Raw genomic sequence first — 20,782 nt, 5'->3', positions numbered from 1 at the left:
ACCGTTCAGGCGGCGCGCCGGGTCCGCGCGCGGCGGCTCGTCACCGGCCCTCCGGAGGGCTTCTCAACGGTCCATGTGCGGTTGGTATGGCACCTTGTTGTACCTCAACCCCACTCGGTCAGATCCGGCAACCGGGGCAGAACGGACGTCCGGGACTGGCCGCGCCCGTCCGTTTCCGTCAGAGCAGCCGAAGCTGCTGGCCCTGGGGCCGCGGGCGGGAGGCACGCTGACCGGGCCGGCCGGACTGACGGTCGAGCAGCGCCGGGTCGAGGTCGGCGAGAAAGGGAGAGGGAGCGCGGCCCGCGTCCGGGCGGCGCGCGACATGGCTGAGCACCAGCCGGCCGCGCGCCCGGGTGATACCGACGAAGAACAGCCGCCGTTCCTCGGCCAGCGGGCCGCGGGCCGGGTCCGTCCCGTCGCGCGGGCCGGCGGCCGCCCCCGAGGCGACGCGGGCCGACCGACCGCCCCAGGTCATCGGGAGCAGGCCGTCCTCGCAGCCGACGATGATGACGAGACCGAACTCCAGGCCCTTCGCCGCGTGCAGGGTCAGCAGCGAGATCCGGTCGGCGCGCGGGTCCAGCGTGTCCGCCTCGGTGGCCAGCGACACGGCGGTGAGGAACCCGGCGAGGTCGTCGCCCGCCGCCGCGGCCGCCGGCGCGAGCAGCTCCATGCCGAGGCGCAGCTGGGCCTCCGAGGCGGACGGGACCTCGGCCGTGTCCTCGAGGCCCGAGGCGTCCGTCGTCTCGTGCCGCGCTCCCCCGGACGCTCCATCAGCCAGGGCGGCGTCGGCCAGAACCGCGGCCAGCGCGGTGCCCCGGGCGGCGCAACGCTCACCGACGCGGGCGGCGGCGTCGCGCAGGGCGGCGGAGACGGAACGGGCAGCGCCGTCGCGCCGCGCGCGCAGCTCGGCGAGCAGCGCCGCGACGCCCGGGGCGTCGGCGAGCGGGCCGTGCGACCGACGCTGGAACGGCAGGCCGCGCCGCGCGAGCGCGGCCATCACCGGCTCGGCCTGGCGAGCCGTCCGGTAGAGCACCGCGACGTCGGCGAACGAGAGCCGGCTGGTCACCGACCCGTCGATCTGGCCCGAGAGGCCACCGGCCCGCGCCTGGCCCGAGAAGGCACCGGCCCGCGCCTGGCCCGAGAAAGCACTGTCGAGTACGTGGAACGACGTCCCGCCGAGGGCCTCCTCGATGGTGTCGACGACGGCCAGCGCCTCCTCGGCCTCGGTCGCGCAGGCACGCACCAGCACCGGCGGGCCGCCCGGCCCTCCCGCCGGTCCGGGCACGGCAACCCGGTCGGCCGTCGGGCCGGGACGCGCCGGGCGCCGCTCCCGGGCAGGCGGCCGCGTCGTCGGGCCGGCGGGCGGTGCCGCGTCCGGGCCGTCGGGGTGGACGGCGACCAGCTCCCGGTCGGGGACGAAGGTGGCGGGCGCGATCGCCGAGCGCGCGGCGGCCACGATCGTCCCGGTCGACCGGTAGTTGCGGCTCAGCGACGCCCGCCGCGCCGTCGGGAAGTCCTCCTCGAAACGCAGGAAGTAGCCGACGTCGGCGCCCCGGAACGAGTAGATCGCCTGGTCCGGGTCCCCGACGACGCACAGGTTGCCGTCCGGCGGGCACAGGACCCGCAGCAGCCGGTACTGCGCCTCGTCCACGTCCTGGTACTCGTCGACCCAGACGTGGCGGAACCGGCGCCGGTAGTGCTCGGCCAGCTCCGGCTCGCGCGTCAGCAGCGCGAGCGGCAGGGCCAGCAGGTCGTCGAGGTCGACCAGGTCGTGCTCGCGCAGCGCCGCGTCGTAGCGGGCGAGCACGCCGGCCAGCTCGTCGCCGCGCACCTGCTCGCCGAGCGCCCGGCGCCGCTTGAGCTCGCCGATCCGGCGCGCGGCGGCCGCGCGGGCGGACACGGTCGCCGCCGCGTCGCCGAGCGCCTCGGCGAGCAGCTCGACCCGCGCCGCGTCGGCGACCTGGACGGCGGGCCCGCGGGCCAGGCTCGTGTGCTGCTCGCGGATGACCAGCAGCCCGAGCCCATGGAACGTGGTGGCCGTGACCCGTCCGGCCGCCGTGCCCACCGGCGCCTCCGGGGCGCGCCGGGCTTCGCCGTCCTCGGGAGACCCCGCGGCCCCGTCCGCCGGCGTCGCGTCGCCGAGCAGCCCGGCCAGCCGCTCGACCAGCTCGTCGGCCGCCCGCCGGGTGAACGTCACCGCCAGGCACTCGCCGGCCGGGACGGCGCGCTCGCGCACCCGGTGCGCGATGGCGTGCACCAGCATCCGGGTCTTGCCGGTACCCGGCCCGGCCAGGACGACGAGCGGCCCGGACGCGACGGAGGCGGCCGCTCGCTGGTCCGGGTCCAGCCCGTCGAGGACCGACGCGCCGGCGCGCTCGGTGGGCGCCAGCCCGGCGGCCTCCAGGGTTGCCCGGGGTCCCTCCCAGAGCGACGACGGGATCCCTGCCGGCTCGACGAAGCCGATCTGGGAGGTAGGCGGTCCGAGAGGCCCGGCGGCCCCGCTCCCGGGCTCCTGGCCGACGACGGCGGCCGCGCCAGGGCCAGGGGCGGCCGCGCCGAGCGCGCTGCGCCTGGCCGCCTTCGCGGCCCGTGCCCCGCGCTGCCCGGACGCGGGCGCGGGCGCGCCGGACATCGCGAACAGCGCCGAATCGTCGTCGGACGACGGGTCCGCCGGGGCGGATGAGGCGGGTGGGGCGAGGTCGAACAGGGTCGCCGTCTCGCCCGCCAGCTCACCGGGGGAGAACATCCGGATGACGCCGTACTCGCCGTCGAAGCCGGCCTCGCGCAGCACCTCGCCGCGCCGCAGCCGGCCGATCGCCTCGACCAGTTCGGCCGACCCGGCGTCGGCGATCGCGGACAGCTCGACCTCCCCGAGGATGCCCAGCTCGGGGCCGAGCCGCTCGACGAGCGAGCCGACCTCGGTGGCGACCGCCTTGCTCTTCGGCCCGACCCCGAGGATCTCGCCGACGATCTCGGGCAGCGCGACGAACGACCGGAACTGCCCTCCCGTCTCCGGGGCGGTGCTCTGCTCCCGGTCGGCGAGCGCGTCGACGCGGTGCAGCACCCCGACGGTCAGTGGCCTGCCGCAGGCGGGGCAGGCGCCCCCGGTGGCCTTCGTCTCCTCGGGGGTGAAGCGCACCCCGCAGGCCCGGTGGCCGTCGAGGTGGTACTTCCCCTCCTCCGGGAAGAACTCGACGGTGCCCGTGTAGCCCTCGCCGGTACGCAGCGCGTCCTTGACGGCGAAATAGTCGAGGTCGCAGGCGAGCGCCGTCGCCTCCCGGCCGAGCATGGGCGGCGAGTGCGCGTCGGAGTTGCTGACGAGGCGGTACCGGTCGAGCCCGGAGATCCGCCAGAACATCTCCGGGTCGGCCGACAGGCCCGTCTCCAGGGCGAACACCTCGTCGGCGAGGTCGCCGTAGCAGTCCTCGACGGCGTCGAACCCGGACTTCGAGCCGAGGACCGCGAACCAGGGCGTCCACACGTGCGCCGGCACCAGGTAGCAGCCGGGATCGGCCTGCAGCGTGATCTCCAGCAGGTGCCGGGAGTCGAGACCGAGGATCGGGCGGCCGTCGGCCGCGAGGTTGCCGATCCGGGCCAGCGCCGCGGTGATCCGCCCGGCGGCCTCCCGGTCCGGCGCGTAGAGCAGGTGGTGGACCTTGCGGGTCTTCTCGCCCTTCTTGTAGATCGTCGAGATCTCGGTGGAGAGCATGAACCGGGTCGCCGTCCGGCAGGACGCGGGCAGCCGGCGCAGCACGTCACGCTCCAGCTCGGGCGCGAGCCGGAACAGCCCCGGCTCGGCCGGCACGAGCTTCTCGGCGAGCTCCCGTTCCCAGGCCGGGTGGGTGAAGTCACCGGTGCCGACGACCCGGATGCCCTTGCGCGCCGCCCACCAGGCCAGATGCTCCAGGTCGCAGTCCCGGCTGCAGGCCCGCGAGTACTTCGAGTGCACATGCAGGTCCACGTAGAAGGACGGTTCCGCCGCCGTGCCACCCGCCGCGCCAACCACGCTCGCCACGCCTCCCACCCGGGGTTCCTGCCCGAATCAGCGAAGCCCGGGGTCCCTGCCGGGAGGTCGAGTCCCCGCCAGCTCGACGACGGGTCCCCGCCGGGTCCGAGGTCCCCGCCGGATCGGCTGAGCCGATCGGGCGGGTCCACAGGCCCGGGGTCCCCGCCGGATCGGCGAGGCCGACCCGGGAGGTCTGCTGGGAGGTCCGCGATCCGGCGGATCCGCGCCCACCGTCCCGGGAGCGCCAGCGCCCGCCGGGACGAAGGACATTCTCCCGCGCCGCCGGCGGGGCCTCCGGGCCGCCCCGGAGGCGGGGCCACCGGGGGACGACAGCACGACCTCACCCACCGGACGGCCCGCCGGTCACCCACCGCGCTCCCACCGACGGCCCGCCGTGGGAGCGCGGCGGACGCGGCCTCGCCGGGTGACCGGCGGGCGCGGTGACGGCATGGAGGATTATTCGGGGGATCGGGGACCGGAGGGTTGGGATGACGGCGGCGTCGGCTGAGCAGGAACGGTTCGCCATGCTCACCAACCGGTGTCACCGGCTGGTGCGGTTCCTGCGCGAGCTGGCGCTGTCCCAGGCCGACCAGGTGCCGACGGTCGAGGACAACCCGCTGGTGGTGTGGCTTTCGGAGCTGCCCGGCGGGGTGTCGTTGTTCGAGCACGCGACCGCGGGCGAGGTGGCGCTGGAGGCGCCGGCCGCGGCCGTGCTGCCGTCGCCGCCACCGTTGCCGGAGACCCTGGCCGGCTGGGTGGTGCTGCCCGAGCCGGGCGACATGCCGTCGGACTCACCCCCGCTGCGCGAGACCAGCCTGCGTTCCCGCCCCGGCTGGTCCGACGGGCCGTGGCCGGACGGGGCCTGGCCGGACGGGGTTCCGCGCCGGCCCGGTGGCCAGCCGGTGGTCGAGGGATTCGGCGAGCCGGTCCGGCTCGTGGACCGGCCCGAGGTGCCCGAGGCCTACCAGGACTGGCTGCCCACCTGGCAGATCTGGGCCGGCCGGGCGAGGGCTGACGCGGACCGGCGCGCCCTGCACGGCGTGCTGCACGGCGTGGCCGGCCGGCTCGCGCAGGAGGGCGACGGGCTGGAGCTGGTGCTCGCCACCGGGCTGCTCTCCTGGCGCGCCCCGGACGGCCGGACGCTGCGCCGCCACCTGCTGACCACCCGGCTCGCGGTCGAGGTCGACCCGGTGACCTCCGCGATCCGGCTGCGGGTGCCCGAAGGGGTCGCGACCCGGCTGGAGGACGGCGCCCTGTTGGACGGGCTCGCCGCCTTCCACGAGGAGCGCACCAACGCGCTGCACGAGCGGCTGCGCGCCCGGCCGGCCGCGCCGCTCGGCGGGGACGACGAGCGGCTGCTGCGCGACTGGCTGACGCTGGCGCTCGACGTCGGCCACGATGGCTACTCCCCCGCCTGGCAGCCGCCCGGCCCGCCGACCGACCGGCCACGCATCGACCTCGCCCCGGCCTTGGTGCTGCGCGCCCGCGGCAACGCGGCGCTGCTGAACTACTACGAGCAGATGCTCGACGCGCTGCGCGGAGAAGGCCGCCCGCCGCTCGGGCTCGTCCAGCTGGTGGAGACGCTGGAGGCCGGCGAGCGGTTGGCGTGGCTGGCCGCGGAGGGCGCGGCCAGCCCCGGTCAGCTCTCGGACGACCCGTTGTTCCCGCTGCCGGCCAACCCGGAGCAGGCACACGTCATGGAGCGGCTGCGCCATGACAGCGGGGTCGTGGTGGAGGGCCCGCCCGGCACCGGCAAGACGCACACCATCGCGAACCTGGTGTCGGCGCTGCTGGCCGAGGGACAGCGGGTGCTGGTCACCAGCCAGAAGGCGCAGGCGCTGCGGGTGCTGCGGGACAAGCTGCCGGAGTCGCTGCGGCGGCTGTGCGTGTCGCTCACCGAGCCCACGGCCCTCGCGGTCGGCGACGCCGGTCCGCAAGGGGCCCCGGCGCTGGGCGCGGCCGAGCTCGCCGCCAGCATCAGCGCGCTGGCCGCGGAGAAGGCCGCCTACCACCCGGACGGCCAGGCTCGCCGGATCGACGCGGCGCGCGCCCGCCGGGACGCCGCGATCGCGCGCCGCGACGAGCTGACGGCGACCATCCAGCGGCGCCGCGCGGCCGAGGCCGTCGGCCATCCGGAGACCGAGGTCGCCCCCGGCTGGTCCGGGACGCGCGGCGCGATCGCCGCGCGGGTTCGCCGCGAGCGTGCCGAGCACGGCTGGCTCCCGCTCCCGGTCCCCCGGCCGGATGCGGGCTCCCCCGGCACCGGCGCCGCCCGGCCGGCCGCGCGCCAGCCCGCGCCGCCGCGCGCGCCGCTGACCGCGGCCGAGGCCGGCGAGCTGTGGACGCTGCTGAGCGCCGTCACCGCCGGCGCGGCGCCGGGCACCGCCGGGGTTCCCGGGGCTCGGGTCGACGACGAGGAGGCGGTGCGCCTCGGGGAGATCACCCTGCCGGGCGTGGACGCGGTCGAGCTCCTGCTGGAGCGCGAGCGCTCCGCCGTGGCCGAGGCGGCCGCCGCCGCCCGGGCCGCGGCCGGAGCGGCGGTCGAGGACGTCGCCGAGGCGCTGGGCATGCTCGGCACGGACGACATCGAGCGCCTCGCGGTCGCTGTCGACGCGGTCACCCGGGCGCTGCGGACGGCGCGCCAGGCCGGCCGGCGCGCCCCCTGGCTGCCGCGGGCGCTCGACGACGCGCTGACCGGACGGGACGCGGCGGTCTGGAACAAGGTGGCCGCCGCCGCGCCGGCGCTCGCCGAGGCGGCCGAGGCGCTCACGGCCCTGGGCCTGCGCGACGTCACGCTGCCGCCCGCGGTGACGGCCGCGGCGGTCGACGGGACGGGTGAGCCGGCCGCCCGGCTGCTGGCCGCCGGCGAGGCGCTGCGGGCGCACCTGGACGACGGCGGCAACCTGCGCCGGATGTTCCGCTCCCGGGCGCAGAGGGACGCGGCCGACCTGCTGACGGCGGCGACGGTCGACGGGGTGGCGCCGACGACGCCGGAGCTGCTGGACCTGGTGCTGATCCGGCTGCGGGCCGAGGCGGCGCTCGACGCCGCCGCCCGCGCGTGGGCGCTCGCGGGTGTTCCCGTCGGGTTCGGCGGCCCGCCCGGCGGATCACCCGGCGAGCCGGGCGACGTGGCCGGCGAAGCCGCGCCGCCGCCGCCGGAGGTCCGGCTCGCCCGGCTGACCGAGGCGCGCGACGCGCTCGCCGTCGTCGCCACCGTCGTCGCCGCGCGCGACCGGATCCGCGCCGTGCTGATGGCCGCCGCGCGCGACCGGGACAACCCCGTGGGCGCGTACGGCGACACGGAGATCGTCGACCTCGGCTCGGCGGCGGCGCTGCGCGACCTGTCCGGCGCGGTGGAGCTCGCCCGGCGGCGGCTCGCGGCCACCGCCGCCAGCGACGAGATCGACCGGCTGGGAGCGAGCCTGCGCGCCGCCGCCGGGGCTCCCGCCGGATCGGGGACGGGGTTCCCACCAGACCGGCGGCCCGGAAGGCCGGCGATCTGGGAGGCCGACGGACCGGCGCGGCCCGCGGTTCCCGCCGGATCCGGAGTCTCCGCCCGGTCCGCGGCAGGGTTCCTGCCGGATCCGCGAAGCGGATCTGGGAGGTCGGCGAGCTGGGAGATCCACCAGCGGGTCCGCGAACCGGGCGCCCCGGCCGCCGAGCTGCGCCGGGTCGCCGGGGCGCTCGCCACCCGCGACCTCGCCGGCTACCGGACCGCCCGGCTGGCCCTGCTCGACGCGCTCGCCGCCCGCCAGGCGTCCGCCCGCCGCGCCGAGCTGCTCGACCGGCTGACGCGCGCCCACCCTGGGCTGGCGGACCTGCTGGTCGCCGCCGCCGGCCTGGCCGAGCCGGACCACGATGGCTGGCGGCGGCGGCTGGACCGGTTCGACGAGGCGTGGGCCTGGGCGCTGGCCGCCGGCTGGCTCGCCGACGCCGACGCGGCCCGCCGCGCCGCCGACGGCACCACCGGGGGCCTCGAAGTCGGGGGCCTCCAGGTCGGAGGGCTCGGAGTCGGGGACCTCGACACCCAGCTCGACGCGGCCGAGGACGCGGTCGGCGCCGCCACCGCCGAGCTCGCCGGGGCGAAGGCGTGGCGGCACTGCCTGGAGCGGATGGGTACCCGCGAGTCGGCCGCGCTGCGCGCCTACGCGGACGCCGTCGCCGCCGGCGGACGGCTCGCCGGCCGGCACGCCGAGCGCTACCGGCAGGCCGCGCGTGAGGCCATGGCGCTCGCCCAGACGGCGGTGCCCGCCTGGGTGATGCCGATCGCCGAGGTGCTCGCCACGATCCCCGCGGTGCGCGACAGCTTCGACGTCGTGATCGTCGACGAGGGCAGCCAGGCGGGCCTGGACAGCCTGTTCCTGCTCTGGCTCGCCCCCAGGGTGATCATCGTGGGCGACGACCGCCAGTGCACCCCTCCGGTGGCCCTGCCGGTCACCTCGGCCAAGCCCGCCGCGGACCTCCCAGCGGGCCTGCCAGATCGACTTCGCCCACCGGGTGGGGACCTCGGATCAGGCAGGGGCGCCGGGGCCGGTGGGCTCGGCGCCGATGGCGAGGACGACGCGCTGGACCAGGTGTTCCGCCGGCTCGACGCGCTGCTGCCCGACCTGCCGGGCTGGCTGCGCGTCTCGTTCACCCCGCGCTCGAGCCTGTTCAGCCTGCTGCGGACCCGGTTCGGCGAGGTGATCCGGCTGCGCGAGCACTTCCGCTGCATGCCGGAGATCATCGAGTGGTCGTCGGCGATGTTCTACCGGGACGCGCCGCTGGTGCCGCTGCGCCAGTTCGGCGCCGACCGGCTGCCGCCGCTGCGCGCCCGCTACGTCCCGCACGCCCACACCACCGGCGTGGCGGGCGCGCTGCGCAACCCGGCCGAGGCGGAGGCACTGGTCTCCCACGTGCTCGCCAGCGCGGCCGACCCCCGCCACGACGGCGCCTCGTTCGGCGTCGTCGTCCTGCAGGGCGGCGGGCAGGCCGAGCTGATCCGGTCCCTGCTGGCCGCCCGGATGTCGGCGGCCGAGCAGCAGCGCCGCCGGCTGCGGGTCGGCACGCCGCCGGACTTCCAGGGCGACGAGCGCGACGTGGTGTTCCTGTCGATGGTGGTCGCGCCCGGCACGCCGACGATGGCGCTGACCAGGCAGGAGTACCAGCGCCGGTTCAACGTCGCCGCCTCGCGCGCCCGCGACCAGGTGTGGCTGTTCCACTCGGTGAACCTGGACGACCTGGATCCCGGCGACCTGCGGCACAACTACCTGAGCTACGTGCTGTCGCGCGGCCACGCCGGGCGGTCGGACGCCGACCAGCCGCCGCGGCTCGACGAGGTCGCCCCGGACATCCCGCATCCGCGCTTCGACTCGCTGTTCGAGCAGCGGGTGTTCCGCGAGCTGGTGCGCGCCGGCTACCGGGTGGCACCGCAGGTCGAGGTGAACGGCCGCCGGATCGACCTGGTGGTGGCCGGCGGACGGGCCCGGCTCGCCGTCGAGTGCGACGGCGACGAGGTCGGCACCCCCGAGCAGGTCGCCCACGACTTCGCCCGGGAACGTCAGCTGCGCCGCGCGGGCTGGCCCTTCTGGCGGATCCGCCAGTCCGACTTCGAAAGCGATCCGGCGTCCGCCCTCGCCGGCCTGTGGCCCCGGCTGGCCGCGGCCGGGATCGCCCCCTCCGGCGCCGCTGGCGCCGCCAGCACGCCCGGCGTCGGCGGCCAGGCGGCGCCCGGCCAGCCGGGTGGCGCGGGCGTCTCCCTCGGCATGGCCGCGACCGCGCCACGGCCGGCCGCCGAAATGCCCCCGGATGCCGAGGACGCGGCGGCCACCATGGGCTGGTCGGCACCGCCGCCGGCCACCGACGAGCTGAACCTGGCCGCTCGGGCCGAGGCGGTCCGCGCCGAGGCGGGCGACGTCACCCGCCGTTGGGCCCCGATCGCGCTGTCCGAGCTCGACGGCCTCGACGACGACCTGGCGTAGGGCGGGAGCGTCGGGGCGGAAAGCGGCGAGGCGGTCGGTCCGAGCGGCTCGTGGACGGGGACCGTCAGCGGCCGGCGCCGGCGGGCCGGCCGGGGACGGGGCGGCCGCTGGTCGCCTTGCGCGCGCCGCGCGGGGTGGGCGGCGTCGGGAGCGCGGCGGCCTCAGGCCCGTCCGGGTGAGTCGACTCGCCGCCGTCCCCGTCCCGCTGCCCGTCCTGGTCACCCTGCCCGTCCCGGTCACGCTGCCCGTCCCGGTCACGCGGGGGGACCTGGCCGAGAGGCCCCTCCTCGTCGAGGCGGCCGCCATCGAGCTCGTCGCCCTCGGCTCCGTCGCCCGCGAGCCGGTCCTCGTCGCCGGGCGCGGACGCGGCGCGGGCGCCGGGCGCGGCGCCGACGCGAGACCCGGCCCGGACGGCGGGCACGGCGTCGGCTGGCTCGGCGGGCGCGGCATCCGCCTCGCCGACGCCGGACGAGGCATCGGCCTGGGTGCCAGACGCGGCCTCGGCCTGGGCGGCGCCGGACGAGGCATCGGACTGGGCGGCGCCGGACGCGGCCTCGGACTGGGCGCCGGACGCGGCGTCCGCCTCGCCGGTGCCCGAGGCGACGTCGACCTGATCGGCGCCAGCGGCGCGTACCCGGTCGCGGGCCGCCCCGGCCGGGCGGCCTCGGCCGCCGCCGTGGCGGCCGGTGACGTCGCGGGCGGCCGCGTCGGGCTCCGGCTGCGGGTCCAGGTCGAACGCGTCGTCCTCGAGGTCGTCGCCGGTGCTGACCAGCCGGCCGAGCGAGGCACGCGGCAGCCGCGGCCGGACCGGCACCTGATCGGGGAAGTCCGCGCGGCGGATCCGGCAGTAGGCGGTGTGGACGCCGTTGACGACCTGGCTGATCCCGACGTCGGCGGCGGCCGACAGGTAGGCCAGCGCGGCGGCGCGTTCCAGGCCGAGCCGGCTGGACAGGAACAGCACCGCCGACCGGGCGGCCCGCCGCACCGCTTCGGTGACGTCGACGTCCAGCCCGATCGTGAGCCAGTAGGTGTCGGTCTCGACGAACGGCTCCCGCAGCGAGCCGAGGGCCGCCCGCGCGGCCGGCTCGCGCAGCGTGGTGAGCCGGAAGGTGGCCCGCAGCGGGCCCTCGAGCGCGGTGAGCCCGATCTTGCCGTCCCCGGCCGCGTAGTGCGGGTCGCCGACGGCGAACAGCGCCCCGGGGACCTGCACGGGCAGGTAGAGCCGGGAGCCGGCCCCCAGCTCCCGGCAGTCCAGCGCGCCGCCGTGCAGGCCGACCGAGGTGGAGGGAATGGCGGAGGTGGCGAGGTCCGCCTCGGCGCCGTTCGCGCCAAGGTCCACGGCGACGGCCATGATCCCCATGAACGGGACGAGCGGGAAGCGCACGCGGGCGCCGCCCCCCGCGTCGAGCGCGCCGAACAGCTTGCCGCGCCGGCGCTCCACCGCGCAGAAGCTGCTGACCGTGCGGTAGTTCTCCCAGTGCCGGGAGTCGGCGGCGTCGTCCGGCGGGGGGCCTTCGGGGAACTCCCCGGCGAGCAGGCCCTGCCCGTGCCGGTTGGAGATGATCCCGTAGCGGGCGCGCGGCAGCAGCGACATGACCTCGACGCGCAGCACGTCACCCGGCTCGGCGCCGCGCACGAACACCGGCCCGGTCACGACGTGCGGGCCGTCGACGCCGAAGCGGTGCGGGATACCGGAGGCGGCGATCGCCCTGGCGTCCTCGAGCACCTCGGCGGGGGTGACGCCGTGGCGGCCGAAGTAGGCGTCCGGGTCGCGGCCCTGGTCCTCCAGGATGCCTTCCTGGCTGACCGTGTCGATGGTGAGGGTGGCCCCGGTGTCGACGGTCAGCACCGGCCGGGTGCGCGCGGTCGGCAGCTCCCCCCAGCTGACCGTCTCCGGGGTGGACGGCAGGTAGTGCTTGCCCTCGACCTTCCCCTTCCCTGGCTGCAGTGCCACCGGCGCCCTACCCGCGCCTGGGCCCGGCCCCGGGGTTCCCGCCGGATCGGCGTCGCCGATCTGACGGGTACGGGCCGGCGTCCGGCGAGGGGGCCTGGACCTCTCGCGAAGGCGCGCACGCGCTCGGACTGGAGGCGCGCGCGACCGGCGCCACCAGACGAGGGGGGTGGCAGAGGATGTCGAGCGGCACGGGCGTCAGAGTCCCAGCGGGATATGACGGCCAGATGTCGGCGAGGTTGCCATCGGCAGCATTCCACCATGTCCCCGCCTCGCGTGCGTCAAAGGTGCCCTTACCACGGAACAGTTTGGTTCCATCGGCCCCTCGGTGATCTGGCGTGCCGGCCCCCCGACCAGCGCCGCCAGCCGAGCGCCGGCGGCGAACCCCGCCGGCCGGTCGCGAGGCGTGGTCGCTCACCGGCGGACCCGCGCCAGGCGCCGAGCCGATGCCGCGCTCCGGACGCGAGCCGCGACCCCAGCCGCACCTACCGCTACGGTCGGGGCCACCAGGTCCGGTGACCAACCCGTCGAGCGACCCGACCCAGGCCGCTCGCGACCTCGCCACGCACCGGGGCCGCGGCGATCACCCGGGCCCATCGGCGAACTCCCGGCGCCATTCGGGCCGGGTTCCCGCGGGAAAGAACCCCGAAGAATTCCAAAGGCCCCGCGACACGTCCGGGAAATCCGGGGGCGGAGCGACCAATTCGCCACCGGTGCTCCCGTGCGCGGCCGGCGCCCTCCGCGCGCGGCCGCTCCCCGCCGGCGGGGAGCGTCTTCTGGCAATCCCGGCGTCCGCATTCCGCCGTGGTCGGGATATTCGCCGCATGTTCTGACAATCCGTACGCGATCGGCGCAGGATGACCCGCGGCGCGGCGCGACGCTAGAGTTCCGGCGTGCGACCGTCCGGCTCCCCGTCCGTCACCCCACCGGTCTCCCAATGACCGGCCATCTAGCCGATCTCGGTGAGTTCGGCCTGATCAGGGCGATCACAGCCCGGTTCCCGGGCGGCGAAGGGCTGCTGGTGGGGCCCGGCGACGATGCCGCCCTGCTGGCCGCGCCCGACGGCCGGGTCGTGGCCACCACCGACCTGCTGCTGGAGGGGCGGCACTTCCGCCGCGACTACTCGTCCGGGTATGACGTCGGCCGCAAGGCGGCGGCGCAGAACCTCTCCGACGTGGTGGCGATGGGCGCCCGGCCGACCGGCCTGCTGGTCGGCTTCGCCGCGCCGGGCGACCTGCCGGTCGACTGGGCGCTGCGGCTCGCGGACGGGCTGCGCGACGAGTGCGCCGAGGTCGGGGCGTATGTCGCCGGCGGCGACGTGAGCTCGGCCGACCGGGTGCTGCTCGCCATCACCGCGCTGGGCGACCTCGGTGGCGCCGCGCCGGTCCTGCGCGGGGGCGCCAGGCCGGGTGACCGGGTGGTGCTCGCCGGCCGCCTGGGCTGGGCGCAGGCCGGCCTCGAGCTGCTCGACGCGGGCGCCGACGGGCCGGTCGAGCTGCTCGACGCGCACCGCCGCCCCAGCCCGCCGTACGCCGCCGGCCAGGCCCTGGCGGCCGCCGGCGCGACCGCGATGTGCGACGTCAGCGACGGCCTGCTGGCCGACGTGGGCCACGTCGCCACCGCGTCCGGTGTCCGGGTCGAGCTGCGCGCCGCGGCCCTCGACGTCGCCGCGCCGCTGCGCGCGGCGGCCGAGCGGCTGGCCGCCGACCCGCTGCGCTGGGTGCTGACCGGTGGCGACGACAACGCGTTCGTCGCCTGCCTGCCGCCCACGGCCCCGCTGCCGCCCGGGACCCGCCTCGTCGGCGAGGTGACCGAGGGCTCGGGCGTCGTCGTCGACGGCGCCCCCTATGCCGGCGCTCAGGGCTGGGACCACTATCCGCGTGGTTGACGGGTCTGAATCCAAAGGCCGCGCGCGGCGCGACGCCGGGGTCCAGAGGCCCGGGGAACACCCCAGAGCGACATCTGATCCCCGGGAAGCCGCCCGGCGGGCGGCGAGCAACAGGATGAAGTAGATGCCGGCCCGCCAGGTCGCCTCACGGGGCAAGGTCGCTCGTAGCGACGTGTTTTAGGTCCGGGGGCCATGATGCGGGCCGGCACTGTCATGGTAACGGCGCAGCTAGTCGGCCTGTTCCCAGCGAGAGGCGACGGGCCAAAAGTCCTTACTGAGCCTAATTCGCCGCTGATCGGGCCGCCGAGGCGCATGGCCGATCGGCCCGCCGAGGCGCATGGCCCGGGTCGCCGGCACCCGCCCTCACGCGCGCGTAAGAGTGAGCGTGCCCACCGCGTCGACGCGCGCGGACCAGCCAGGACGGACGAGGCAGGTCGCCTCGGCGAACTCGACGACGGCCGGGCCGGCCAGCGCGTCGCCGGGGCCGAGGGCGGCCCGGGCGACGACGTCGACCTCGTGCCAGGCGCCGTCCAGGAAGACCTCGCGCCGGCCGCGGGGCGCGCCAAGGGCCGCGGGCTCGGCGGCGAGCGCCGGGCGCAGCCCGGGGACCGTGGCGACGAGCCGCGCGGCGACGACCTCGACGTCCCGGTCGGGCGCGACGTGGCCGTAGCGGCGCAGGTGCGCCCGCTCGAACTCCGCCCGAGCGGTGGCGGCCAGCGTCTCGTTCGACGGCTCCCCGCCGGCCGGCTCGCTCCCGGCGCCCGCGCCGGCGGCACCGGCGGAGACCGTCAGTTCGTGCGCCTGGCCGACGTAGCGGCAGTCCAGCTGGCGTTCCAGCACCAGGTCGCCGGCGTCGCCGACGGCGCCGGCCGCCCGGGCCGCCGAGGCGGCCTCGGCGGCGAGCCGGGCGAACGCGCCGGCGAGGTCGACGTCACCGAGCCGGCCGCGCAACGGCGCCGCGTGGTCACGGCGCACGTCACCGAGCGCGAGCCCCAGCGCCGAGAGCACCCCGGCCGCCCGGGGCACCAGCACGGTCGTCATCCCGAGCGCCTCGGCCAGCGCGCAGGCGTGCGTCCCGCCGGCCCCGCCGAAGGCCACCAGCGCGAGCGCGCGCGGGTCGAGCCCCCGCTCCACGGAGACGACCCGCAGCGCGCGGGTCATCTCGGCGTCCGCGACGGCGACCACCCCGGCGGCGGCCGCGAGCGCCGTCAGGCCGAGGCGGGCGCCGAGCCGCTCGAGCGCCGCCGTCGCCGCCGCGGCGGACAGCGTGACCTTGCCACCAAGGCTCGCGCCGTCGCCGAGATACCCCAGCGCCAGGTCGGCGTCGGTCACCGTCGCCTCCCGCCCCCCGCGCTGGTAGCAGGCGGGCCCGGGGTCGGCGCCGGCGGAGGACGGGCCGACCCGCAGCGCGCCGCCGGAGTCGACCCAGGCGATCGAGCCGCCGCCGGCGCTCACGGAGTGCACGTCCACGGTCGGCAACATGATCGGGACACCGGCCACCACCGACTCGGAGGTGGTCAGCGCCCGGCCGTCGAGGACCGGCGCGACGTCGGTCGACGTGCCGCCCATGTCGAAGGTCAGCAGGTCGCGCACCCCGGAGAGGCCGGCGACGTAGGCGGCGCCCACGACGCCGCCGGCCGGGCCGGACAGCACGCAGGTGGCGGCGTGCGCGGCCGCCTCGGCGAGGCTGGCCACCCCGCCGGACGACCGCATGACGAGCGGCTCGCCGACGCCCGCGGCGGCGGCCCGCCCACCCAGCCTGGTCAGGTACGTCGACAGCTTGGGCGTCAGGTAGGCGTCCGCCGCGGTCGTCGCGAACCGCTCGTACTCGCGGAACGCGGGCAGCACCTCGCTGGAGGCGACGACGGTCACCCCGGGCAGGCCGGCGCGCAGGCCGGCGGCGAGCCGCCGCTCGTGCTCCGGCCAGGCGAACGAGAACAGCAGGCAGACGGCGACCGCCTCGACACCACCCACGGCCGCGACCTCGTCGACGACCCGGACGATCTCGGCGTCGGTGAGCTCGACCAGCACGCCGTCGGGTCCGCAGCGCTCGCGCACGGTGAACCGCAGCGCGCGCGGGACCAGGCTCGCCGGCCGGTCCCTGGTCAGGTCGTAGAGCGACGGCCGGTTCTGCCGGCCGATCTCGATGACGTCGCGGAACCCATGGGTGGTGACCAGCGCCGTCCTGGCACCGGCCCGCTCCAGCAGCGCGTTGGTCGCGACGGTGGTGCCGTGCGCGAACCGCTCGACCCACCGGCTGGCCGGGTCGTCCTGGCCCGTGCCGCGCCGGCCACCCGGTGTCGCCGCGGTTCCCGGCGGGCTCAGGGCCCCTGGGGCTCCCGGCGGATCCGCGAAGCCCGGGGTCCCCGCCGGATCGACGACAGGGTCCCCGCCGGATCGACCTCGTCGATCCGGCGGGTAAGCGATCTGGGGGGTCTGCTGGGAGATCTCGGGGGAGATCCGCTGGAAGGCTCGAGCCAGCGCCGCGAGAACCGCGACGGACGGGTCCGACGGAACCGATGGCACCTTCGCGAACAGCGTCTGCCCGTCCGGCCCGATCGCCGCGAGGTCCGTGAAGGTCCCGCCGGTGTCGACGCCCACGCGCAGGCCTGGCAGGCTCCGTCCCCTCGCCGCCGTACCGCCGTCGCCCGCGAAGCCGTCCTGTTCGCCCACCGCCGCGCCCGCCGCCACGCCGGCAGCGTCGCACGCCGCCGGTCACCGGGTCCGGCCGGACGTCAGATGTGACGCGGGCCCGACGCCGCGACGCCGATGCCGGGAAACTCACACCGGCGGCGCCCGGGAGCCAGCCGGTAGCGTCTGGTCACGGCCCAGGCCCGGCCTGGGCTCCCCGGTGGGCGGAGTGACCCAGATGTCCGCCTTGGGCACGCCACCGGATATCGGAGGGCAGCGCCGCGACCACGCCTCGCCACCGGCTCCGGCCGGCGACGGCTGAGACGCGACGTCGGACGACTGCAGACTGATATGCCGCAATGGGCCGGGAGAGGGACCTTCGGCCCCGGCGAGTAGCCTGGATGGGCGGTAGCGGAAGGGCCTTTCAATGGCTGCCCTTCAGCAAAACGTGAAGTCAGACCGTGGATAGAGGCGATTGGCCCCGTGACAGCACCGACGGTACCCGCGTCAGGACCAGACTTCGGAACCAACGAGTGGCTGGTGTTCGAGATCTACCAGCAGTACCTCGCGGATCCAGACAGTGTGTCGCCCGAATGGCGTGAGTTCCTCTCCGACTACCACCCAGGCGCTCCGACCGCGACCGACCACACGGACCCGGAGAGCGCCCGCGCGATCGTCGAGGCCTCCGGCGCGCCGGAGGCCGCCGAGGCCGCGCCAGCGGCCGCGCCCGCCACGGCCGAGCCGGCGGAGCCCGCGGAGCCGGCCCAGGCGGCACCCGCTCCGACACCCACCGCCACGCCACCCACCGCCACGGCGCCCCCCACGGCGGCGCCCACCGCGGCAGCGCCGGCGGCGAAGCCGGCCCAGGCGTCGAGCGCGCGCCCCGGCGCGCCGGCCACCACGCTGCGGGGCGCCGCGGCCCGGGTCGTCACCAACATGGAGACGTCGCTGCATGTGCCGACGGCGACGTCGGTGCGCGCCGTGCCAGCGAAGCTGATGATTGACAACCGGATCGTCATCAACCGGCACCTGGCCCGCTCTCGCGGCGGCAAGATCTCCTTCACGCACCTCATTGGGTTCGCGATGGTGAAGGCTCTCGCCGACTTCCCGGAGATGAACAACTCGTTCGCGACGGTCGACGGTAAGCCGGCGCTGGTCACGCCGGAGCACGTCAACCTGGGCCTGGCGATCGACCTGGTCACCAGCAAGGGCCGGCAGCTGGTCGTCGCGGCGGTCAGGGAAGCCGAGAACATGGACTTCGCCCAGTTCTGGGGCGCCTACGAGGACATCGTGCGCCGCGCCCGGGCGGGCAAGCTCACCACGGAGGACTTCTCCGGCGTCACGATCAGCCTGACCAACCCGGGCGGCATCGGCACCGTCCACTCGGTGCCGCGGCTGATGGAGGGCCAGGGCACGATCATCGGCGTCGGCGCGATGGAGTACCCCGCCGAGTTCGCCGGCGCCTCCACCGAGACACTCGCCAGGATGGCGATCTCCAAGGTCACCACGCTGACCAGCACCTACGACCACCGGATCATCCAGGGTGCCCAGTCGGGCGAGTACCTGCGCCGGATCCACCAGCTGCTGCTCGGCGAGGACGACTTCTACGACGAGATCTTCCGCTCGTTGCGGGTCCCCTACGAGCCGGTCCGGTGGATCACCGACATCCCGACCAGCCACGAGGGCGACCTCGACCACAGCGCCCGGGTGCAGGAGCTGATCCACGCCTACCGGGTCCGCGGCCACCTGATGGCGGACACGAACCCGCTCGAGTTCACGATCCGCAGCCACCCGGACCTGGACATCAACAGCCACAGCCTGACGCTGTGGGACCTCGACCGCGAGTTCCCGGTCGACGGGTTCGCCGGCCACCGCACCCTGGCCCTGCGCGACGTCCTCGGGGTGCTGCGCGACTCGTACTGCCGCCGGGTCGGCATCGAGTACATGCACATCCAGGAGCCGGCCGAGCGCAAGTGGATCCAGGCCCGGGTCGAGCGCTCCGCCGAGCGGCCAGACCCGGCCGAGCAGTTGCACGTGCTGGAGCGCCTCGGCGCCGCCGAGGCGTTCGAGTCCTTCCTCCAGACCAAGTACGTCGGCCAGCGCCGGTTCTCCCTCGAGGGCGCCGAGTCGGCGATCCCCCTGCTCGACGAGGTGCTCGCGCAGGCCGCCGGCACGGGCATGGACGAGGTCGTCATCGGCATGGCGCACCGCGGCCGGCTCAACGTGCTGGCGAACATCGTCGGCAAGTCCTACCGGCAGATCTTCGCGGAGTTCGAGGGCCACCTCGACCCGCAGACCGCCCACGGCTCCGGCGACGTGAAGTACCACCTGGGCGCCGAGGGCATCTACACCGGCCCGCAGGGCCGCAAGGTCCCCGTCTCGGTGGTCGCCAACCCGTCGCACCTGGAGGCCGTCGACCCGGTCCTGGAAGGCGTCGTCCGCGCCAAGCAGGACATCCTGAACAAGGGCATGGAGGGCTTCACCGTCCTGCCCGTGCTCATCCACGGGGACGCGGCGTTCGCCGGCCAGGGCGTGGTCGCCGAGACGCTCAACCTCTCGCAGCTGCGCGGCTACCGCACCGGTGGCACCGTGCACCTGGTCATCAACAACCAGGTCGGCTTCACCACCTCGCCGACCGAGAGCCGCTCGTCGGTGTACGCCACCGACGTCGCCCGGATGGTGCAGGCGCCGATCTTCCACGTCAACGGCGACGACCCGGAGGCCTGCGTCCGGGTGGCGGCGCTGGCGTTCGAATACCGGCAGGCGTTCCACAAGGACGTCGTGGTCGACATGATCTGCTACCGGCGGCGCGGCCACAACGAGATGGACGAGCCGTCGTTCACCCAGCCGCTCATGTACGACGAGATCGCGGCGAAGCGGTCCGTGCGCAAGCTCTACACCGAGGCGCTGATCGGCCGCGGGGACATCACCCGCGACCAGGCCGAGGAGGCGATGAAGACCTACCGCCTCGAACTGGAGAAGGCGTTCGCCGAGACCCGCGACGCGGCCGGCGACCGGCCCACCCCGCAGCCGCGGATCGTCACCACGCCCGCCGACGCCGCCGCGGCCGCCGCGGTCGGCACGGCGGTGCCGCTGGAGGTCGTCAAGCAGGTCATCGACACCCAGGTGAACCTGCCGGCCGACTTCACCGTGCACCCCCGGCTGCGCCCGCAGCTGGAGCGGCGCGCCCAGATGGTCGAGACCGGCGCGATCGACTGGGCCTGCGCGGAGACGATCGCGCTCGGCAGCCTGCTGCTCGACGGCCGCTCGGTGCGGCTCACCGGCCAGGACAGCCGGCGGGGCACGTTCGGCCAGCGCCACTCCGTACTCGTCGACCGCTACACCGGCGAGGACTACACCCCGCTGCGCACCCTGCGTCGCGCCGACGGCGGCCCTGTCGGCACGTTCTACGTCCACGACTCGCTGCTGTCCGAGTACGCGGCGATGGGCTTCGAGTACGGCTACTCGGTCGCCCGGCCCGACATGCTGGTGCTGTGGGAGGCGCAGTTCGGCGACTTCGCCAACGGCGCCCAGTCGATCATCGACGAGTTCCTCTCCGCCGGCGAGGCGAAGTGGGGCCAGCGCAACGCGCTGACCCTGCTGCTGCCGCACGGCTACGAGGGCCAGGGCCCCGACCACTCCTCCGCCAGGATCGAGCGGTTCCTGACCCTGTGCGCCGACGAGAACATGACCGTGGCCAACCCGTCGTCCGCGGCCAGCTACTTCCACCTGCTGCGCCGTCAGACGCTCTCGCCGGTCCGCCGCCCGCTGGTGGTGTTCACGCCGAAGTCGATGCTGCGGCTGAAGGCCGCGACCGCGACCGTGCAGGAGCTGACGTCCGGCTCCTGGCGGCCCGTGATCGACGACGCGTCGATCACGGACCCGGCCGCCGTGCGCCGGGTGCTGCTGTCGGCCGGCAAGGTGCACTGGGACCTGGCCGACGCGCGGGGCAGGCGGGACGACGGAGGCCAGTTCGCGCTCGTCCGGGTCGAGCAGCTCTACCCGACTCCGGGCGCCGAGGTCGCCGAGGTGCTGCGCCGCTACCCGAACGCGACCGACATCGTCTGGGTCCAGGAGGAGCCGGCGAACCAGGGCGGCTACCCGCACATGGGCCTGCACCTGCCGGAGTTCCTGCCGGCCGGCCTGCGGCTGCGCCGGGTCTCGCGCAAGGCCGCCGCCGCCCCGGCGTCGGGCTCGTCCAAGGTCCACGAGAAGGAGCAGCGCGCCCTCATCGAGGCCGCCTTCGCCTCCTAGGCGGCTGGCGGCAAGGACGCCCGCGCGTCCATCCGGCCCCCGGGGGGGGGGGGGGGGGGGCGCGGGGCCCCGGCGCCCCCGCGCGCGCGGCG

6 protein-coding genes are annotated in these 20,782 nt (G+C 76.3%); 3 read left to right on the top strand and 3 right to left on the bottom strand.

Features of this window, described 5'->3' with window-relative positions:
• Positions 1-178: 178 nt before the first annotated feature.
• Positions 179-4,006 (bottom strand): UvrD-helicase domain-containing protein, encoded by a 3,828-nt coding sequence (locus I6A81_RS13755; protein WP_203006166.1) that lies wholly within the window; start codon positions 4,004-4,006, stop codon positions 179-181.
• 488 nt (positions 4,007-4,494) lie between these two features.
• Here I6A81_RS13755 and I6A81_RS13750 point away from each other — a divergent pair, with 488 nt between their 5' ends.
• Positions 4,495-9,966, top strand: coding sequence for an AAA domain-containing protein (locus I6A81_RS13750; RefSeq protein WP_203006164.1), 5,472 nt, complete (start codon positions 4,495-4,497; stop codon positions 9,964-9,966).
• 64 nt (positions 9,967-10,030) lie between these two features.
• Here the strand turns inward: I6A81_RS13750 and I6A81_RS13745 are convergent, their stop codons facing one another.
• A complete protein-coding gene (locus I6A81_RS13745) occupies positions 10,031-11,920 on the bottom strand; it encodes an acetamidase/formamidase family protein (protein ID WP_203010199.1) in 1,890 nt (629 codons plus the stop codon).
• 934 nt (positions 11,921-12,854) lie between these two features.
• On the opposite strand from I6A81_RS13745, the gene I6A81_RS13740 reads away from it, so the two are divergent.
• The gene (locus tag I6A81_RS13740) at positions 12,855-13,805 is read left to right on the top strand and encodes a thiamine-phosphate kinase (protein WP_203007207.1); all 951 of its coding nucleotides are present in this window, start codon (positions 12,855-12,857) and stop codon (positions 13,803-13,805) included.
• Positions 13,806-14,168: 363 nt separating this feature from the next.
• Here the strand turns inward: I6A81_RS13740 and I6A81_RS13735 are convergent, their stop codons facing one another.
• The gene (locus tag I6A81_RS13735; protein WP_203007206.1) at positions 14,169-16,496 is read right to left on the bottom strand and encodes a hydantoinase/oxoprolinase family protein; all 2,328 of its coding nucleotides are present in this window, start codon (positions 16,494-16,496) and stop codon (positions 14,169-14,171) included.
• Between the two features lie 423 nt (positions 16,497-16,919).
• Between I6A81_RS13735 and I6A81_RS13730 the strand changes: the two genes are divergently transcribed.
• On the top strand, positions 16,920-20,690 hold the full coding sequence (locus tag I6A81_RS13730) for a multifunctional oxoglutarate decarboxylase/oxoglutarate dehydrogenase thiamine pyrophosphate-binding subunit/dihydrolipoyllysine-residue succinyltransferase subunit (RefSeq protein ID WP_203007205.1): 3,771 nt from the start codon (positions 16,920-16,922) through the stop codon (positions 20,688-20,690).
• The last annotated feature ends 92 nt before the right edge of the window (positions 20,691-20,782 follow it).

This window comes from Frankia nepalensis (genome assembly GCF_016786325.1).
Taxonomy (GTDB): Bacteria; Actinomycetota; Actinomycetes; order Frankiales; family Frankiaceae; genus Pseudofrankia; species Pseudofrankia nepalensis.
This window is presented reverse-complemented; position numbering and strand designations above follow the sequence as displayed.

What these genes read in the sequence shown, in the direction of transcription:
- I6A81_RS13750 (WP_203006164.1), top strand. Translation starts at nt 4,495, where the DNA reads ATGACGGCGGCGTCGGCTGAGCAGGAACGGTTCGCCATGCTCACCAAC.
- I6A81_RS13740 (WP_203007207.1), top strand. Translation starts at nt 12,855, where the DNA reads ATGACCGGCCATCTAGCCGATCTCGGTGAGTTCGGCCTGATCAGGGCG.